Source organism: Ruminococcus sp. AF17-1AC (assembly GCF_003461385.1).
Taxonomy (GTDB): Bacteria; Bacillota; Clostridia; order Oscillospirales; family Ruminococcaceae; genus Hominimerdicola; species Hominimerdicola aceti.
This window is the reverse complement of sequence record NZ_QTWZ01000008.1, coordinates 105,749-123,526: the sequence shown is the minus strand read 5'-3', so window position 1 is coordinate 123,526 and position 17,778 is coordinate 105,749. Positions and strand designations below refer to the sequence as shown.

At 42.7% G+C, this 17,778-nt stretch carries 17 protein-coding genes; 9 read left to right on the top strand and 8 right to left on the bottom strand.

The genetic code is table 11. The features are described 5' to 3' along the window. The first annotated feature begins 250 nt into the window (after positions 1-250). A complete protein-coding gene (locus DWW81_RS07460; protein ID WP_117897151.1) occupies positions 251-892 on the top strand; it encodes a hypothetical protein in 642 nt (213 codons plus the stop codon). A 136-nt stretch (positions 893-1,028) separates the two neighbouring features. On the opposite strand, the gene guaA is transcribed toward DWW81_RS07460, so the two are convergent. After that, entirely contained in the window at positions 1,029-2,564 is a 1,536-nt protein-coding gene (gene guaA, locus DWW81_RS07455; protein WP_117897150.1) for a glutamine-hydrolyzing GMP synthase, read from the bottom strand. 236 nt (positions 2,565-2,800) lie between these two features. Between guaA and DWW81_RS07450 the strand changes: the two genes are divergently transcribed. Further along, positions 2,801-4,864 (top strand): LTA synthase family protein, encoded by a 2,064-nt coding sequence (locus DWW81_RS07450; RefSeq protein ID WP_117897149.1) that lies wholly within the window; start codon positions 2,801-2,803, stop codon positions 4,862-4,864. A gap of 163 nt (positions 4,865-5,027) precedes the next feature. On the opposite strand, the gene DWW81_RS07445 is transcribed toward DWW81_RS07450, so the two are convergent. The 3 genes from DWW81_RS07445 to murC all read right to left on the bottom strand — a co-directional run bounded on the left by DWW81_RS07445 (position 5,028) and on the right by murC (position 7,914). Then, complete coding sequence (locus DWW81_RS07445) at positions 5,028-5,735, bottom strand: zinc ribbon domain-containing protein (RefSeq protein WP_117897148.1); 708 nt, start codon at positions 5,733-5,735, stop codon at positions 5,028-5,030. Between the two features lie 136 nt (positions 5,736-5,871). Further along, positions 5,872-6,459 carry a transcriptional repressor LexA gene (gene lexA / locus DWW81_RS07440; protein ID WP_022287046.1) on the bottom strand — a complete coding sequence of 196 codons (588 nt, stop codon included), beginning with the start codon at positions 6,457-6,459 and terminating at the stop codon, positions 5,872-5,874. A gap of 45 nt (positions 6,460-6,504) precedes the next feature. After that, positions 6,505-7,914: a UDP-N-acetylmuramate--L-alanine ligase gene (gene murC / locus DWW81_RS07435; RefSeq protein WP_117897147.1), complete on the bottom strand. Its 1,410-nt coding sequence runs from the start codon at positions 7,912-7,914 to the stop codon at positions 6,505-6,507. A gap of 159 nt (positions 7,915-8,073) precedes the next feature. Here murC and spoVG point away from each other — a divergent pair, with 159 nt between their 5' ends. Further along, a complete protein-coding gene (spoVG, locus tag DWW81_RS07430) occupies positions 8,074-8,361 on the top strand; it encodes a septation regulator SpoVG (protein WP_117877422.1) in 288 nt (95 codons plus the stop codon). An 81-nt stretch (positions 8,362-8,442) separates the two neighbouring features. Here spoVG and DWW81_RS07425 read toward each other — a convergent pair whose 3' ends face one another. Then, positions 8,443-9,513, bottom strand: coding sequence for an electron transporter RnfD (locus tag DWW81_RS07425; RefSeq protein WP_117897146.1), 1,071 nt, complete (start codon positions 9,511-9,513; stop codon positions 8,443-8,445). A 151-nt stretch (positions 9,514-9,664) separates the two neighbouring features. Here DWW81_RS07425 and yabP point away from each other — a divergent pair, with 151 nt between their 5' ends. The 6 genes from yabP to DWW81_RS07395 all read left to right on the top strand — a co-directional run bounded on the left by yabP (position 9,665) and on the right by DWW81_RS07395 (position 12,636). Beyond that, positions 9,665-9,937, top strand: a complete 273-nt coding sequence (gene yabP, locus DWW81_RS07420; RefSeq protein ID WP_022287142.1) for a sporulation protein YabP — start codon at positions 9,665-9,667, stop codon at positions 9,935-9,937. A 170-nt stretch (positions 9,938-10,107) separates the two neighbouring features. Beyond that, a complete protein-coding gene (gene yabQ, locus DWW81_RS07415; protein WP_117897145.1) occupies positions 10,108-10,557 on the top strand; it encodes a spore cortex biosynthesis protein YabQ in 450 nt (149 codons plus the stop codon). 113 nt (positions 10,558-10,670) lie between these two features. Then, positions 10,671-11,030 (top strand): septum formation initiator family protein, encoded by a 360-nt coding sequence (locus tag DWW81_RS07410; RefSeq protein WP_117897144.1) that lies wholly within the window; start codon positions 10,671-10,673, stop codon positions 11,028-11,030. Between the two features lie 66 nt (positions 11,031-11,096). Next, on the top strand, positions 11,097-11,651 hold the full coding sequence (locus DWW81_RS07405) for a S1 RNA-binding domain-containing protein (protein ID WP_022287145.1): 555 nt from the start codon (positions 11,097-11,099) through the stop codon (positions 11,649-11,651). Positions 11,652-11,683: 32 nt separating this feature from the next. Continuing rightward, a complete protein-coding gene (locus tag DWW81_RS07400; RefSeq protein WP_038672732.1) occupies positions 11,684-11,947 on the top strand; it encodes a DUF4321 domain-containing protein in 264 nt (87 codons plus the stop codon). Positions 11,948-11,964: 17 nt separating this feature from the next. Beyond that, positions 11,965-12,636 (top strand): hypothetical protein, encoded by a 672-nt coding sequence (locus DWW81_RS07395; protein ID WP_117897143.1) that lies wholly within the window; start codon positions 11,965-11,967, stop codon positions 12,634-12,636. Positions 12,637-12,802: 166 nt separating this feature from the next. Here the strand turns inward: DWW81_RS07395 and DWW81_RS07390 are convergent, their stop codons facing one another. Genes DWW81_RS07390 through DWW81_RS07380 form a run of 3 tightly spaced genes read right to left on the bottom strand, consistent with a single transcriptional unit; the run spans position 12,803 to position 17,647 of the window. Next, positions 12,803-14,569 (bottom strand): dynamin family protein, encoded by a 1,767-nt coding sequence (locus DWW81_RS07390; RefSeq protein WP_242989576.1) that lies wholly within the window; start codon positions 14,567-14,569, stop codon positions 12,803-12,805. Then, positions 14,562-15,551: a M48 family metalloprotease gene (locus DWW81_RS07385; RefSeq protein ID WP_022287149.1), complete on the bottom strand. Its 990-nt coding sequence runs from the start codon at positions 15,549-15,551 to the stop codon at positions 14,562-14,564. The genes DWW81_RS07390 and DWW81_RS07385 overlap by 8 nt, the downstream gene beginning before the upstream one ends. A gap of 44 nt (positions 15,552-15,595) precedes the next feature. Beyond that, positions 15,596-17,647 carry a dynamin family protein gene (locus DWW81_RS07380; protein WP_117877434.1) on the bottom strand — a complete coding sequence of 684 codons (2,052 nt, stop codon included), beginning with the start codon at positions 17,645-17,647 and terminating at the stop codon, positions 15,596-15,598. Positions 17,648-17,778: the final 131 nt, after the last annotated feature.

Below are 17,778 nucleotides of genomic sequence, written 5' to 3'. Positions count from 1 at the left end.
ATCTCTCTTTTCTTTTTTCTTAATTTTGTCCAATATCTATTGTAGCACTACAGCTAAAATCTTTGACTATTTTTTTATTTGCTTGACAACGATTCAAAAGTGTGATATAATTAATACATATGACAAATTTGAGCAAGAAGCAGAATAGATTGTTGCCTTTCATGCACATAATACCAGTTAAATATAAAAAAAGCTTATAACAAGTATTATGAACAAAATTATAAATATTCTCAAAACATAGGGGTATAATATGTATAAATCTTTAATTTTATTAACAGCTGTAATGATTATCCCAGCACTTTTAATTTTTTTAACGATTACTTTTCTACAATCAATTGACAAGAAGATTGATTATTCTAATAAAGAAATAAAGTACTTTATTAAAGAATCCAGTGGTGTTACTTATTTGGTTATTCCATACTATTTTTGGCAAATAGGTAAATTTAATGAACTAAAAAGACGTTATACTACAAACTTTGTCCATGATAACAAAAATTACAATATAGATATTATATATCCATGTAATGATCATAACAGACAATCTACTGACTTGTTTTTTTCTGGTCTATATCGTGATTTTGTGGCTAAGTTGTCAACACCATGTTTAGTAAGCGCAAATTACGGGAATATAAACAACATGACTATTTCGGGAAATAGCAATTCCATTTCAATTAATCAAACAAATAATGATATATCATCTGAGATTAAAAGAGTTATTAATAATGAACACTTTAATGCTGACGATAAAATTTTTCTTGAATTATTTTTATATAAATTAAATGACAACAGTGTAAAAAAACACGATGCAAGCAAGGCAATCGACATACTTACAAAAGCTTTACCTTTTACAACGGCTGTTATTAACATGATAAGAACCCTTTTCTTCACATAATAAAGTATAAAGGCATTACTGACTTTTGTAGTCAGTAATGCCTTTTAATGTTTAATATTGCTATCAAATCAGGAATTTAAGAGCCTAAAACTTAGTGTTTATGCGGGGTTTATGCGGGGTTATGCTATTCTTGATATTATTCCCACTCCACCGTTCCCGGTGGCTTTGAGGTTATATCGTAAACTACTCTGTTTACATGGTCTACTTCATTTGTTATCCTGTTGGATATTCTTGCGAGAACATCGTATGGTATCTTTGCCCAATCGGCTGTCATGAAGTCGTCTGTTGTTACGGCTCTGATAGCTATAAGGTGGTCATAGGTTCTGTGGTCGCCCATTACACCTACTGTCTGGACGTTCGGGAGAACTGCAAAGAACTGGCTCAGGCTGCTTTCAATTCCGCTTTTCTTGATCTCGTCACGGAAAACGGCGTCTGCTTCCTGCAACACCTTTATCTTATCCTCTGTTATCTCACCGATTATTCTTACACCAAGTCCTGGGCCTGGGAACGGCTGACGCCATACAAGCTCCTTTGGTATGCCGAGCTTTTCGCCGACTTTTCTTACCTCGTCTTTGAAAAGATCGCCAAGCGGCTCTATAACGCCGTCAAAGTTGATGTCCTCAGGCATTTTCACCTGATTGTGGTGAGTTTTTATTGTGGCAGCGTCGCCCTTTCCACTTTCGATTCGGTCAGGGTAGATAGTACCCTGTGCGAAAAATCCGCCGTCTGCCTCTTCTCTGATCTTATCCCAGAATACCTTATAGAACTCTGTTCCGATAGTCTTTCTCTTTTCCTCTGGATCTGTTATGCCTTTGAGCTTTTCAAGGAACTGCTTCTGACAGTTTACTCTTACAAATCTCATATCGAAAAGTCTTGTGAAAGTTTCCTCAACAAAGTCGCCCTCGTCTTTTCTCATAAGGCCCTGATCTACGAACACGCAGGTGAGCTGTTTGCCCACTGCACGGCTGATAAGTCCTGCGGCAACTGATGAGTCAACTCCGCCTGAAAGTCCCAAAACTACTTTCTTATCGCCTATCTGCTCTTTAAGTTTTGCAACTGTGTTCTCGATAAAGTTATCCATTACCCAATCGCCTTTACAGCCGCAGACCTCGTAAAGGAAGTTTTTCAAAATGACGTTACCATACTCACTGTGAGTTACCTCAGGGTGGAACTGAACGGCATATATCTTCTTCTCTGCATTCTCCATTGACGCACATGGGCAATCATCTGAATGGGAAGTGATAACAAAGCCCTCAGGTGCTTCGCTGACATAGTCGGTATGGCTCATCCATACGATATTCTTATCAGGAACGTCCTTGAAAAGCTTGCTCTCTGCGGAGGCTGTTATCTCTATCTTGCCATACTCGCTCTTTTTACAGCTTTCTACCTTTCCACCGCTCATCCATGAAATAAGCTGACAGCCGTAGCAGATGCCGAGAACCGGTATGCCAAGGTCAAGTATAGCCTTGTCATAATGCGGGGAAGTCATATCATAAACGGAGTTTGGTCCGCCTGTGAAGATTATGCCCTTATAGCCTGCTGCTTTTATTTCTTCGATCGGAGTTTCAAAGCTTTTTATCTCTGCATAAACGTGGTGATCTCTCACACGTCTTGCGATAAGCTGATTGTACTGTCCGCCAAAGTCAAGCACCAGTATCTTCTCATGTGACATATATTTACCTCTTTTCCTTATGTTTTTTGAAATACATAAATATTATAACACGTTGCCGTCCCTTTTTCAAGAGCAATTTACACACTCTTTGAAGCATGGGGTAAATTAATTGTGAACACCTGACATCAAGCAGGACAATATTTGTTGATTTTAGCTGTTGTAATTTGCTAATAGCTATGCTATAATGAATAGGTATTGTAAAATGCGTGTAAATCAACAGAAAAGAGTATATTGTAATGGAAGAACAACAAAACATTCAAACACAGCAGGCAAAGGAGAAAAAAGGCTTGCTGAAAAAAATAGGAGCATGGTTTGCGTCGCCTGACGGAATGCAAACATTACGATTTATAAGTGCCATAGTGGCAGTTATACTGGTAGGAGTCATCTGTGCTTTGTTGGGCATATACATGGACAAAGACAACTTCCTGCCGAAAGAGCGAAATTATGCGCTTATAGGGGCTTGCGCTGTTGAGCTGGCACTGATATTTATTATTGCGGAATTTTTCTCAATGCAAAAGAAGCTGAAAAAGAGCGAAACAAAAGGCTACATCGACCCTTTCACGGCGGCTTTTATGCTTGGACTAAATTCTTATTTTCTTCCGGACTTTGTAATGGGGTCATATTTTCCAAAGAGTAATGTGCTTTACATTCTCCTTGGAATATTGCTCTGCTGGCTTTTATATCTTATGGGTGCGGTGATATTCCCGAAGCCACACGCCTGGTTTTGCGGAGTGAACGTCATATTTGCCATATATGCTTTGGCACAGTATTATGTCACCGAGTTCAGGGGGAATCCTGTGCAGTTTGCCGACCTTGCCAACATAAAGTCAGCCAGTGAGATAAACGGAATGTACTCACTGTTTTTAGACAGCAACGTGATGTTTGTGCTTTGTGATCTTATTCTTATTATCGCTGTAACGGTGACGACAAAAGTAAGGAAGATAAAAATACGCAGCAGGATAATATCGGGTGTGGCTGTTATCGCAGGGTGTTTCCTATTCGTATATGGTGGCAGGTTTGCCTATGACCTTGGTATAAGGAACAGATACATCAGGCTGAACTTTTCAGGTGCAGAAAATGCAGACACATACAGGTGCGTAGGCTATGACCTTATGTTTTGCTTTGACGGAATGTTTGACCGTGTGACAAAGCCTGACGGCTACTCCACTCAAAAGGCGGAGGATACCATAACTCAGTATGAGGTACAAAAGGCTGACAAAAAGCCTGCTATCATTGCTATCATGAATGAATCCTTTGCAGACTTTGAGCATATCGCTCAGTTCAAGACTAACAAAGACTATCTGCCCAACTATCACAAATTGCAGGAGGAAAGCATAAGCGGATATGTTTCCGTTTCGGCATATGGCGGTTATTCCTGCAACTCTGAGTATGAATTTCTCACCGGCAACACTCTTGGCTTTTTGCCGTCGGGAAGTGCGGTATTCACCCAATATCTCAACGACAAACAAAACGGTCTTGTAAGCTGGCTAAACGAGCTTGGCTACACAACGCAGGCTATCTCGCCTTGCTCTGAGGGACTATGGGATATAGGCAACGCCTATGAACAGCTTCAATTCAAGAGCAAGCTCTTCAACTGCGGCGACTACATTTCAAACTGTCAATACATAAACAACAATATGTCAGACAGCTCCCTTTTCCACTACATTGAGGCACAATACGAGAGCAACAAGGGTTCACCGTATTTTGTATGGACTGCCACGATGCAGAACCATGGTCCATATGATGACCTCAGCTCTGTTCCGTCTGAGGTAACATTTGAGGGTTACAACAACAATGAGGCTTTGCAGTATATAAACTCCATTTATCAATCTGACAAGGCGTTGGGAGAGCTTACGGATTATTTCAGGAACAAGGACGAAGAAGTCATAATCGTAATGTTCGGCGACCATTATCCACACATTTTAAGCTTTACAGAGCATCTCTATGGCAAGGACGTTGCTCTGCTTTCAACGGAGGATTACTCAAGACTTCGACAGACTCCTTTTCTTATTTGGAGCAACAAGGGCGTTAATGCGGAGAAGATAGACGATATAAGCCTTAACTATCTTTCAAACGAGGTCATGGAAGCGGCTGGACTCCCAAAGTCGAAATATCAGCAGGAGCTTGACAAGATACGCTGTGACATTCCGATAATAAGCTCTTACGGCTACAAGACGGCTGACGGAGAATGGTATTCTATAAATGATGTAGCTGACAAATACAAGGACACGCTGAACGAATATGAAACTGTGCAGTATTACAGAATGTTTGATGAAAAGCGTGACAATAGTGTAAATTAGGCTGTTAAAAAACACAAACAACAAAAAAAGTGGGACGATTCCCTACAAAACAATAAACGGACGAAGCTTTTTTACTTCGTCCGTTTCGTTTTATAATGCGTGTCAAAATGCGGGCGAACACTGTTCGCCACTACAATTAACTACATAATTATGCGCTTATTTTTTATCCTGTGACCTTTTTCTCGAACATGAACATTCCCATGACATCGTTCATTATGCTGTCAGAAGCGACCTTCTTGCTGTTCTTTGTCATTTGCCTTACGACAGTCTGACCGTCATTCTTGCCGAATATCATAACATAATCGTCGCCACTTTCGGAAGTTCCCTCATAGGACACCTGATTTTTAAAGATGTTATATTTCCACTTGCCGTCTTTGAAATATGCGTCAACGGCTTCACCGTAATTTTCGCTTGCCAATTTCATTTCGGTATCGAAATCGTAGGTGGAATGTCTTACGCTGAATATTCTCACAAAGGCGATCACAAAATATATCACCAGTATTACCACTGTGATCTTAAGCAGAGTCTTTAGTATCTTTTTGCCCTTGCCATAATTCTCTTTGCCGCTGCTTGAATGTTCAGTTGGGGTGCGCCTATAGTCTGCCGCACTCATTTCTCTGTTTCGGTCTGTCTCTCTTACACGCTTTACCCTGCGAGCTTCCTGCTCTCGGCGCATTCTTTCCTCTGCTTCGGCTCTTTTCGGGTGTTCGTAAACACGCTTCGGTATGCCCTGTATCCTTGAACGATCTATAAACTCCTGCTCGCCACGTCTTTGGGTCGATGAGGCGATAGGTACCATTTTTCCGCAGTTGGTGCATATCTTAGCTCCGTCCTCCAGCTTAGAACCGCAGAATGTACAATGTCTGCTCATTATTACCAATCCTTTACACACTTAGAACTGTTTTGTTTGTCGAAGTTTTTTCTATATCTATGTTGGACTATCCGCCTGTTTTCTTTAATGACACGGGCGAACGCTGTTCGCCCCTACAAATCTTCTTTATCTATATTTACAGATATCTTACAACGCCCACAACCTTGCCAAGTATGCTTACTTCGTCTACTATGATAGGATCCATGGTGTCATTTTCAGGCTGTAGTCTGTAATGGCCGTCCTCTTTATAGAAAGTCTTTATGGTAGCTGACTCGTTGTCAACAAGTGCGCAGACAATATCGCCGTTTTCTGCATATGGGGTCTGCTCTATAACTACCATATCTCCGTCAAGGATAGCGGCGTTTATCATGGACTCTCCTCTTACCTTTAGGGCAAAAAGCGGATTGCTGTAATGCCTTGCAGGCTGGAAGCTTATATAGTCTGTTATCTCCTCAATGGCAGTGATAGGGATACCTGCGGTGACAGTTCCCACAAGGGGGATCTTCATGCCGTTGCCGCCTGTGAGCCTTATGGCTCTGTTCTGGTTATTTCCCTTTTCAAGAAGACCTTTTGCGGTGAGATTATTTATATATCTATGGGCTGTTGAGGTAGACTTAAAGCCAAACTCTGCACAAATCTCCCTAACTGTGGGCGGATAGCCCTCTTCTATGCGATCCTTTATGAACTCGAATACCATTTTCTCGTTCTCGGTTACTTTTCTCATAGCTCCGTCCTTTCTGTTATATCAATAAATCTTTATCTCTTAAACCTAAAGCTCTTTTGCAAGCCTTTTTGCAAGCTTATAGACATCTCCGCAGCCAAGAGTTATAACAAGGTCGCCCTCTTTGCAGTTTTTCTTTATATAGTCGATACACTGTGAGAAGTTATATTCCTTCTGCTGTGCAGTCTGCTTATCAACAAGCTCGTGGTCGGTCTTGAACCAAACTGCATTCGGTATCTTCTCTGCAAGCTGTTCAGCATAAACACCGTCGGTATTTTTCTCACGGCTTCCCATGATATCCGTGATAACGGCAATATCTGCAATAGAAAGCGCTTTCACAAAATCGTTCATGAGTATCTTTGTTCTTGAATAGGTGAAAGGCTGGAAAACTGCCCACACTCTGTTGAAATCAAGACCCTTTGCGGCTTTCAGTGTACACTCGATCTCCTTTGGGTGGTGAGCGTAATCGTCAACGATAGTAACGCCATTGACCTCTGCTATCTTCTCGAAACGTCTTATTGCGCCAAAGAAAGTATCAAGTCCCTTTTCGATACCCTCCCATGAAACGCCTGAATATCTTGCGGCGGCAATGGCTGCAAGGGCGTTCATGACGTTATGGTCGCCCGGAACGTGGATAGTAAGCTCTCTGACGAACTCGCCCTTATGATAAAGCTCAAAACGTGTCTGCAAGCCTTTTTTAGACTTTATAACGGCAGAATAATCGTTTTTCTTATCCCATCCGAAAGATATCATTTCCTTGTCGACACCCTCAACGGCTTTCAGAGTATTTGCGTCATCGCCATTATAGATAACGGCTTTTGAAGCCATGGTTGCGAACTTATGGAAAGACTTTATGATATTTTCGATATTCTTGAAATACTCAAGGTGGTCTGCGTCAACGTTCAGGATAATTGAAACGTCAGGGAAAAGTCTGAGGAAATGATCCTCGAACTCACAGGATTCACAGACCATAGTTTGTGATGAGCCTGCCTTGCCTGAGCCGCCTATGCTTGGGAGCTTTCCGCCTATAACGCAGGAAAGGTCAGTACCCTCCTGAACGAATATCTGTGTGAGCATGGAAGAAGTTGTAGTCTTTCCGTGAGTGCCTGAAACGCAAAGAGCGTTTGTATACCAGCTTGTGACAAGGCCAAGTATCTCGGCTCTTTCACAGCAGATCGCACCGCTTGCCTTTGCGGCGATAAGCTCAGGGTTATCTGCCATTATTGCGGCGGTATAGATTATAAGGTCTGCACCCTTGATATTCTCGGCTCTCTGACCGAGAAATACTTCTATGCCAAGCTTTCTTACGGCTTCAAGAGTTTCAGTTTCGTTATTGTCTGAGCCTGTGATGAAATATCCCTTTGAATGGAATATCTGCACCAGAGGGTACATACCAGAGCCGCCTATACCGATAAAATGAACGTGCTTTATATTTTTCAAGATCTCATTTGTTATCATCTTTGTAATACTCCTTAGAATAATAGATAATTCAGAATGTATGTTTATTTTATTATATAACATTTCTAAAAAAAAATAAACCCCTTTTTTGATTATTTTTCAAAAAAAGAGGCAAAAATATTACTACAGGAATTACATCACAAGAAAGGACGCATGAAAATGACTATAACAGAGGTAAAATTCAGAAGATTTATAAACGAGGGCAAGCTCAGAGCTGTTGTGAGCCTGACCTTTGACGGCAGTTTTGCGGTACATGATATCAAGATAGTGCAAGGGGAGGAGCGACTTTTTGTGGCTATGCCCAGCCGCCGTGACGACAACGGGGTTTTCCGTGATATCGTTCACCCCATCGACAGCGAGCTTCGCAATGAGATAGAGGAGGAGATACTTTCTGCTTATCGCATGGAGCTTGACAGGCAGGCAGCGGAACAGCAGGATCTAAGCTGAAAACGACAAAAAAAGCCGATAAAACAGGCACAAAAACCGGGCGAACAATGTGAAATGTTCGCCCTATTATTTTTTCGGCTTTTAGCCCCAAATTTTATCGCCCATGTTTGAGAGATAAGCTGTAAGATCCTCCGCCATTTCATACTGTTCAGGCAGTCTTGGGTGACCTGGGGTCGCCTTGCCTGTTCTTGTGAACATGAAATGTGTTATCTTCTGGTCATTAAGCTCGTTTGCTATCTCGTCAACGGCTTTATCCCACTCCTCACCGTGGCAGAGAACTGTCAGCAGAAGCACGAATGTTGCGTTTGGATACTTGCTTCTAAGGTCAAGGATAATGCTCTTGTAGGCATTTTTCCACTTTGCTCTGTAATCGGGGTCGGTGATATCGAAATCCTCGTGGCCCTCGTTATGCGGGTCGTTCTGACCCACTGCAAAAAGCACAACGTCAGGTGTATAAAGGTCAAAATCCCAAGGCGTTACGCCCTTTGCGCCCTCCGGGAAATAGCAAAGCTTGTCATAGACTGACTCCATGCCGATATAATTCGGGGCATGATAATAGCCTGTGTTGTCGAAAATTGCGATACCGCCCTGTGCGATATTATGGATCTGTGCACCGAGATTTCTTGATGTTATCATTGCATAGCTATGCCATGCGTTATCGTAAACTCCCTGATGATCCTCAGGGTCACAGCTTGCAACAAAGTCAACTGCCTCGCACACTGCGCCTGCAGAAACAGAGTCGCCATAGCATTCTATTTTTCTTGCAGGGGGAGGAGGATTTTCAAGAACTTCTCCGTCGGGGTCTATTTCAAAGCCCACGAACTCAAAGTAATGGGAAGCGTCCTGCCTTTTAAAAAGAGTAACGGTATGAGTGCCTTTTTCAAGGTCACAAGCGATATCAAGGGTGATATCCTCGTCATTTTTATCGAATGTCACCTTGCCCTCTTTGCCGTCCATAACAAAGCCAAGCTCCTGAATGTTGAAATACTTATGGTTTTTTATCACGGCGGATACGCTTGTGCCTGTGAAAGTCATTTTTACATTTGAGCCTGCGTAATAAAACTCAGGGCGTGTTTTTTCGGAAAAGTCTATTCTGCCCATATAAGTAAGAAAGCTGTTGTCTGCTGTTATAAGCTTTTTATTCTCTGCCATTTTTTCATATCCTTTCGATACTATGATTTTTTTGCATATGTTTATTTTAGCTTTTCAAGGCGTTTTTGTCAAGGATATAAAACGTTTTCAGAGAAATATTTTTACACGGAGCGAATATACATAGATAAGAAAAATATCAGGGGGTGCTTTTATGAATGATACTCAGGGCAGGCACAATGCCATTCTTGAAAACAGACAGCGTTTACAGCTTTCGGGCGTAACGGACGTTGACAGCTTTGACGAGGATGAGATAAGGCTTTTCACACAGCTTGGAGAGCTGACGATAAAAGGCAAAGACCTGCACATAAACGAAATAAGCGTTGAGTCGGGAGATGTTTCCGTGGAGGGGGATATCTGGGCTTTGGTTTATGGAGAAAAGGACAGAAAGAAAAAGCTCTCGGCGATAGGGAAGATATTCAGATAACATATGTAGGGGCTGAGGTCGCCCGCCTGTTTGCGGAGCTTTCGGCAAAATACGGATAGGCAGATAACAAATAGCGGTCAGCCAACGGGCGAACGCTGTTCGCCCCTACAAGTGGGGAATTGCATATTCAAGCGGTTTTTAAGCAAAAGGTTTGAGAAAGGGGAAAGAAAATGGAAGAAATGCAACTGGGGCTAGAGCTTGAAAGGGAGCTTTTTCTGCTGTCTGTGGTTCTGGGCTGCGGGCTGGGGCTTTTATATGATATTTTCAGGGTATTCAGGGCGGCTTTGCCACATGGGAAGATACTCACCTTTTTTGAGGATATCATTTACACATTTCTTTACGGCTTTGCACTTTTCACATTTTGCACCGGGCTGACGGGGGCTATAAGAGGGTTTGTTTTAGTGGGTATGCTAACAGGCTCTGTGATAGAACATCTTACTGTAGGAAACGCTGTTGTATCCGTGCTGAGAAGCCTTTTTTCGATCATCAGAAAACTATTTGCTAAAACGTTTTCGCCTGTGGTTAAATTTATTACCAAAAGAGCAGACGGTTTCAGGGACTGTTTTGTGAAAAAGTGCAAAATTTCCTCTCTGCAAAAAAAAACTTCTAAAAGCACTTGAAAACTCTCTTTTGATTAGTGTATAATAGAAAAGAGTATAGGTAACGCCTCATGACAGTTATTGGGGTATTGCTTATGGAAAGGTCGGTTTTGTAATCAAAAAAGGAGTACACAATGCTAGGTTTTAAAAATAAAACGTCCGAAACGGCTGACGCTGAAAAGGACGCTGCTAAAAAAAATCCAAAGCCGAAAAGATCAAGATTTGTTAAGCTTCTGACTATTTTTGCTGTTGCCGCTCTTTTTGTTTATTCGGGAGTGACTATCATCTCACAGCAGGCGCAGATAGCACAGCTCAGAAAAGAGTCAGACGCTATAAATAAAAAGATAACCGCCGCCAAGCAGCTCAATGATGAATACACAAGGCTGCTCAGTTCTGACGACGAGGCGGAGTATATGGAGAAGATAGCTATTGAAAAGCTGGGCTATGCTTATCCTAATGAGCGCAGATTTTATATTGTAAACAACAGCGACTAAGGCGGACACGGTCTTTTGACCGTTCGTATAGCAGAATTTTTATTGCAGAGAGGACACAAAGATCAAATGCAGCTTGAAGTAGGAAAAATTTATGAAGGAAAAGTAACAGGTATCACAAAATTCGGAGCATTTGTGGAGCTTGACAAGGATACGACAGGAATGGTCCACATCTCGGAGGTTGCGAACACATTCGTAAACGAGATAAAGGATCATCTTACCGAGGGTCAGACCGTCAAGGTAAAGGTGCTTAATTTAGGCGACGACGGAAAGATATCGCTTTCTATCAAGAAGGCTCAGCCTGCGCCACAGAGAAAGCCAAGAGAGAACGGTCACCAGGGTGGCAGAGAGGGCAGACCTAACGGTGGTCAGAGAAATTTCAACCGTCAGGGAGGCAATTCTCAGGGCAGACCTAGAAACGACTATAACAGGGATCACAACAGAGATAGAGCGCCACAGGATTTTGCTAAAAATCCGCCTCCGGTATACAATGCTGACAGCAATTCAGGAAACGCTGATTTTGAGGATATGCTCAGCAAGTTCAAAGCGTCAAGCGAGGAGAGATTTTCTGATCTGAAAAAAGTCATTGACAACAAGAGAAAATCTCCGTCAAGAAGAAAATAGATACCGATACATAAAACAGAGGATATTCAGTCATGAAAAATTTCAAAAAGACTTTTGCGTTTATATTTTTCATGCTGGCAGGAATAATACTTGGTGCGTTCATAGCTTACGTCTGTGAGGGCAAGGATTATGTGGGCTGGCTTGCATGGGGAAAAAATGTAGGCGTTGAAAGCTTTGCTATAGACCTGTATGTGATAAAATTCAATATAGGTCTTATGGTCCATGCAACTATCTCGCAGATATTCACTATCGCTGCGGCGCTTATAGTGTTCTCAAAGACCTGCAAGGGGCTTTAAGGAGAGTAAATTTTAAAATGAGATTTCTAAAAACAGCAGCAGTAGCTTTAACAGTGGCTGTCTGCCTTTTATGCACTTCCTGCGGTACGCCTGAGCTAAAGCATGACACGCTGGTTTATCAGGCAAGGGAGGACTATGCGACGCTCGACTCGGCAAAAGTCGTTATAACCAACGAGGACACTGGTGATATTGAGCAGGAGTTCACTTTCAAGTATGACGAAAAGGATGTGCTGACCTATTCTTACTACGGCAAGAACGGTGGAAAGGAATACGCTCAGTATAACAACGGAATCGAGAGCTACACCTATGACAACGGAGAATACTCACATTTGGTAAAGGGCGACAAGGACTTTTCAAAGTACACAAGAAAGGCAAAGCACCCACAAGCTGACGAGGGTATGCTGATGTTTGCACCGAAAGCTGTTGAGTCTGTTTCTGACATTATCGGTGATGACGGCTCTGTTACTGTGACGTATGTTTATGACGTTTCAAAGCTGGGAAAGGACGCTGAGGAGATAGGCACAAAGGGCTTTTCCACAACCTACTTTTTCGACAAAGACGGCGGTCTTGAATACTTCACGGAAAACACTGTCACCAAGAACGCTCAGTACAACTATCGTGTTGACATAACAGAAAGAAACTCTGTTGACAAGATAGAAAACAATGTTGAGCAATACAAAGACAAGTAATTTACTGCATACAAAATGTATTGGCGACCTGAGGTCGCCTGTTGATCTGATACTTTTTAAACATTCCAAACAGGCTGCAAAAACAGCCTGTTTTATTTTTGTCAAAAAGCATATTTACGCCATTATCAAAAAAACGCCCCAACTTAATGGGACGTTTTTATTTTTGTTATAATTTGCTCTCTGCCAGTATTCTCTGTGGCTCGGCAAGCATTTGCTTTGCTTCCACAAGGGTCTGCCTTATCTCGTCATTATCATAAACCATCATGAGCTGCTGAGCCTGATTGAGGGCTTCTCTGCCCATTTCCACCTGATACTGATAAAGGCTGTCGAGCCTTGCGGCTGCCTTTGTTTCAAGGTCCTGATAAACTGTCTTTATATCCTTGACGATATTATTTCTGATATCGTCATAGTTTTCAAGAGCGATATCAATTATATCGGTCTGCTTTTTCTTTTTAAGGATAAGGCTGAAAACTGACATTGTGGCAGGAGGAAAGGTTTCGCTGGTGCCGAAAAGCTGAACGCCCATAACAGAACGTGTTACATTCTTGTTCAGGGAGGTCATTATCATTTCCACTGACGGAGCCTTTGCCGCCTTTGAAAGATCGTCTATGCCAAGTGCGGAGGCAAGCTCTCTGCCTGTGCCTTCCACTATCTCGGCTATCCTGTCTCTATGGCTCTCAATACAGTTTCTATACGCCTCGCCCACCTTTTCCATAAGGAACGAATAGAAATGCTTTTCTATATCCTCAGAGCTGTAAAGGTCGTTTCCGTCTGCGTCTTTTCCACGGCAATCCAAAATGCTTGCTCTCAGCTTTGAGAAGAACTCATACATCCAAGCTTCGGCTTCCTGCTGCATTTCGATAATAGAAAGGTGCAAAGCAGGCTTTTTCTCCTCCAGAGCCTTTGAAAGCTTTTCACACTGCTCGTCAAACTCTTTTGCTCTGTCAGCAAGCTTCTGCTTGTCAAGCTCTGCCATATCGCTTATAAGTCTAAGCTTTGCGGCTGTTTCATCGCACATCTGCGAAAGCATTGTGAGCACACGCTTTGAACGGATAACGTCCTTCTGCATGATTATATCACGCTGCAAAGACAGCTCGAACTGGAAAAACTGTGTTTCGTAAAACTCTCTTGTACCCTTGTCCAGCGGTCTTTCTCTGCCAAGCTTTCTGCTCAGTTCATCAGCACCGCTTATGCCGTATACGATAGCGTTAGGCACTATCCTCTCGGATATGTTTCTCACACGCTTTAGTATTTTATCAGCGTCCTTCTGAGAATTCATTGCGTCTATCATATTCACGAGGATATAGAGCATACCAAATCGCTGAGGCTGGACATGGCTTGCAAGAAACAGCTGCTCGCTTTCAGAAAAAGGCAGCAGGCATGATGCCGCATACATGATAGCGTCGGCATTGACAATATAATCCATTACCTGCTTGTCAAGGCTCTCCAAGTCAGAAAGACCTGGGGTATCCACTATCCTTATCTCTTTGAGTATAGGGGCGTTGTCCTTTATCTGAACATAGCTTATTTTTGCAGGGAAAAGCTTCATTCTCTGCTCAAGCTTTTCTCTTGTAATATCCTCCAGCGACAGTGGCACTCTCATGCCGTTTTCAAGGATAGCCTCTACATACTGTGTATGACCGAAAGATATCTCGTTTATAGTATAAGTTTCAGGTGTAACGTTTATAGGTGCAAGCTCCTTGCCCAGCAGGGCGTTTATAATGGTGCTTTTTCCCCTTTTGAACTCGCCAAGTATGACCAGCGTGAAAGGCTCTTCGCTTTTTTTCTCGATAAGAGCTTCCCAATCGTTCATTTCGCTTACAAAATCCTTGCCGAGCATTTTCGCTATCTTTTCATTTTCAACAAAGGCTTTAAGAGCGGTCTTTACCTGTGCAATATTCTGCTCCGCTGTATTGATATTAGCACTATCCACCTATCACGCCTCCGTTTCCGATTATAATACTGCTGCGTACATCACATATCTGACCTGAAACAAGGTGTCTGTCAGAATCCTCTGCGTCGCCACGCCATTCATAAAGAACTGAGCAATACAGAAACTCAGTAGCTGCGACAACAAGCTTTTCAAGCTCGCTCATAGTATTATCTGTTTTCAGATTTCTTGAAGAAACTGCATGGACGCTTTCAGCCTTTTTGATAAGTCCGTCGGTATCCATATTCTTCTGCTGTCTGCCATAGAAGTCGATATAGCCCTTGTTATAAAGCCCTGTTATGACGCTTATGAACATTCCCGGCTTATCGAGGCAGATAATGCCTGCTCTGTTTGCAGTTATATCAGCATACTTCACCCACTGAACAAGCGCTGTATAAAGCTGATTGTTCACGGTCTGCTTATATGACCTTTCAACTGGTCTGTAAGTATACTTATTGTAATTGAGATATGTAAATGCCATATTATAGGCACAATGATTGTTCTGTATTCTTCCACACTCGCAGCCTATAAGGAACATAAGCTCCTCCTTGCTGCACATTTCCACTACCTGCTTTGAAAGCACGATACAAGGCTCGATGATATCGCTTGCCACAGAGTAGACCTGTGCTTTATCCATATCCCCTCTGACAAAGACGATAGGCACAACAAGCTCTAGCCGCTCGGCACACTTCTTCACAATGTCATAGATATCAGGATATTTCAGCGGGCCAACCTGCTCGCACTTAAGAAACAGGTGCTTTGCTTCGGCAGAAACGTCCTGCGAGCCTGCCGCCTTGACGAGCTTTCCCCAGCCCCCAAGTCCCATTATCTTCTGCCTTACGGCAAAGTCGGACTCAAAAGCATAGTCAAGCACGCCGTCAACTATATGGTTCTGATAGCTTCTTGTATAAGCGTTCAAATATGTGCGGAAGCTTGTGTCAATCTGTAGCAGCGGATTTTCCCTTTCCGTTGTATTTGTACTCATGACCTGTCCTCCCTTGATCCTAAAATAATATTTTTATATGACCGTCAGCTTTCCATAGCTTCGGTAAGCACACGTCTTACCTGATATGCTTCCTGAACTATAGCGCTTGCGCTCTCGGCAATATCATGGAGACGTTCCATTTCCTTCTGAGAAATGTTGCTCTTTTCTGTTTTAAGATCATTAAGATTATCAAGTGTTTCCTGAGTATCACGGAGGATTATCTCTGTTTCGCTCTCGATCTTGCCCTTCAGACCCTCAAATGCTGAGAATACCTGACGGCGGACAGTTTCAGTGAAGTCATTATTGAGCTTCATTTCGTGGAACTGCTTTCTCACCTGAGTTTTGAAGTTTGACTTATACTTATCTATTCTTTCCTTAACAAGTATCTTATCAACGGCAAAGTTTGAAGTAAAAGTACCTGCAATGCCTGCAAGAGCCATAAGGCAGAGGGTCACTGGCAGGGTAGCGGTGATGCCAAAGAACCCTGCAAAGAATATAGCGGTATAATAAGTAGCATAAAATCCTGCAAAGCCTGTTGCTCCGCCCAAAAGTGCGCCCTTTACGCCGGACTCTCTGAAGCCCAGGAACAATCCGCCGACGCCGTAAGAGCCGATAGCAACGCCGATTATCTTATCCATTACGCCGCCGTTCTTTGAAACTCTGTCGGAGATAGTGAACATCTGCTGTATCTTTGTAACGGACTCGAAGAACTCGTCCTCAAATTCCTGAAGTCTTTCAGCCTCACAGGAAACAGCGAAGTTGATGCTGTTCTGTATCTGCTCGCAGATTATCTGCGCTCTTGCCTCTATGCTCTCCTTTATTTTCTCGGTGAGCTTTGCGGTAACGAGCTTGAGCTGGTCTTTCTTGAAATCATCAGAGGACATCTGGAAGTTGTCTATAACCTCCATAGCTGTCTGCTCGATGTTTGTCCAATAGCTGTCCAGAACTGGCTGCAGGTCATTGAACACCTGATTTGCGGCGTCGTTGATCTTGACAAATTCCTGTCTTTTCTTATTTCTTATCTCGCCTATCTCTTTGATAGCCTCGTCATACTTTTCCATGAACTCATCGTTAGCCATCATGAGTGCGTTTTCCTGCATAACAACGCTTCTGAGTATCTCAGTACCCGAATTTGTTATCTTATTTGCAAGGATCTGCAATGCGATAACGCCACGCTCTTTTGTGAGCATGGTTTCAAGAGCCTTTTCAAACTCAGGGAAGTTACTCTTTTCAAGGGCTTCCTTATCCCCTGTTTCCTTGGCGGTAAGAGCCTGCTTTGCATAAACACCGATAACTCTCGGAGTTCCAATTTTTCTCTTATAGACCGCAAACTCACGGGAATCTTCGCCCATGACCTTTTTAGCCTTTTCCATAACGTATTTTCCGATACGTCCTCTTACAGTTTCGACGATCTTGTTCTCGTCTGCCTGTGAGAAAGTACCGAAGCAGTTTACTACAAAGATAATTCTTCCAACATCGGAGGTAAGCATTTTCTTTTCCAAAAACTCTTTCTCAAACTGTGAGAAAGGGGAATTTGCACTGATAACGAAAACGGCTGCGTCTATTTTCGGCAGGATAGACAGAGTAACGTTAGTCATCTGATCGTCGTCGTTAAGACCCGGAGTGTCTATGATATCCACGTTGTTCTTACAGAACTCGGTATCATAATAAACAGTTGCTTCCTTGACAGTTTCGGCTCTTTCCTCCGACTCTGCTGTAAGCTTTGTTACATAGTCCTCCAGCTTGTTTATATCCACCCTTTCACTTTTGCCGTTTTTGTATTCCACCTGCACATACGGCTCTTCGCTATAAGTAACTCTGTTAAGGGTAGCCGTTGCAGGCAGCACGTCAGCAGGAAGTACCTCCTGACCCAGCATTGCGTTGATAAGGGTGCTTTTTCCTCTCTTGAACTCGCCCACTATAGCGACCTCAAAATGCTCCTCGGCAGTTTTCTCCAATGTTTCCCGAATAGATTCCGCAGTATTGACAAGAGCGATCTCCTCGCTCAATCCAAGCAACGATTTCAGGTTCTCTGTAAGACCCTTTACCGTTTCCTTATAGGACGCATAGCTGCCGTAATCAATTTGCTTTTTCATTACAAGCCTCCGTTCCTCGTTTCTAAGGCAAACCTTCCATGGCATTGCCTTGAGGTAATATCTATACTATATTCCATTCATTTCCGCTGTGACACAATAAATATTACCGTGACATTATTTTAATTATAACA

Coding starts and splice junctions, on each gene's coding strand:
- murC (WP_117897147.1), bottom strand. CDS start 7,914: ATGATAACAAATGAGATCTTGAAAAATATAAAGCACGTTCATTTTATC.
- lexA (WP_022287046.1), bottom strand. CDS start 6,459: ATGAGAAAAGTAACCGAGAACGAGAAAATGGTATTCGAGTTCATAAAG.
- DWW81_RS07385 (WP_022287149.1), bottom strand. CDS start 15,551: ATGAGTACAAATACAACGGAAAGGGAAAATCCGCTGCTACAGATTGAC.
- DWW81_RS07405 (WP_022287145.1), top strand. CDS start 11,097: ATGCAGCTTGAAGTAGGAAAAATTTATGAAGGAAAAGTAACAGGTATC.
- DWW81_RS07450 (WP_117897149.1), top strand. CDS start 2,801: ATGGAAGAACAACAAAACATTCAAACACAGCAGGCAAAGGAGAAAAAA.
- DWW81_RS07425 (WP_117897146.1), bottom strand. CDS start 9,513: ATGGCAGAGAATAAAAAGCTTATAACAGCAGACAACAGCTTTCTTACT.
- DWW81_RS07460 (WP_117897151.1), top strand. CDS start 251: ATGTATAAATCTTTAATTTTATTAACAGCTGTAATGATTATCCCAGCA.
- yabP (WP_022287142.1), top strand. CDS start 9,665: ATGAATGATACTCAGGGCAGGCACAATGCCATTCTTGAAAACAGACAG.
- DWW81_RS07400 (WP_038672732.1), top strand. CDS start 11,684: ATGAAAAATTTCAAAAAGACTTTTGCGTTTATATTTTTCATGCTGGCA.
- yabQ (WP_117897145.1), top strand. CDS start 10,108: ATGGAAGAAATGCAACTGGGGCTAGAGCTTGAAAGGGAGCTTTTTCTG.
- DWW81_RS07395 (WP_117897143.1), top strand. CDS start 11,965: ATGAGATTTCTAAAAACAGCAGCAGTAGCTTTAACAGTGGCTGTCTGC.
- DWW81_RS07380 (WP_117877434.1), bottom strand. CDS start 17,647: ATGAAAAAGCAAATTGATTACGGCAGCTATGCGTCCTATAAGGAAACG.
- guaA (WP_117897150.1), bottom strand. CDS start 2,564: ATGTCACATGAGAAGATACTGGTGCTTGACTTTGGCGGACAGTACAAT.
- DWW81_RS07410 (WP_117897144.1), top strand. CDS start 10,671: ATGCTAGGTTTTAAAAATAAAACGTCCGAAACGGCTGACGCTGAAAAG.
- DWW81_RS07445 (WP_117897148.1), bottom strand. CDS start 5,735: ATGAGCAGACATTGTACATTCTGCGGTTCTAAGCTGGAGGACGGAGCT.
- spoVG (WP_117877422.1), top strand. CDS start 8,074: ATGACTATAACAGAGGTAAAATTCAGAAGATTTATAAACGAGGGCAAG.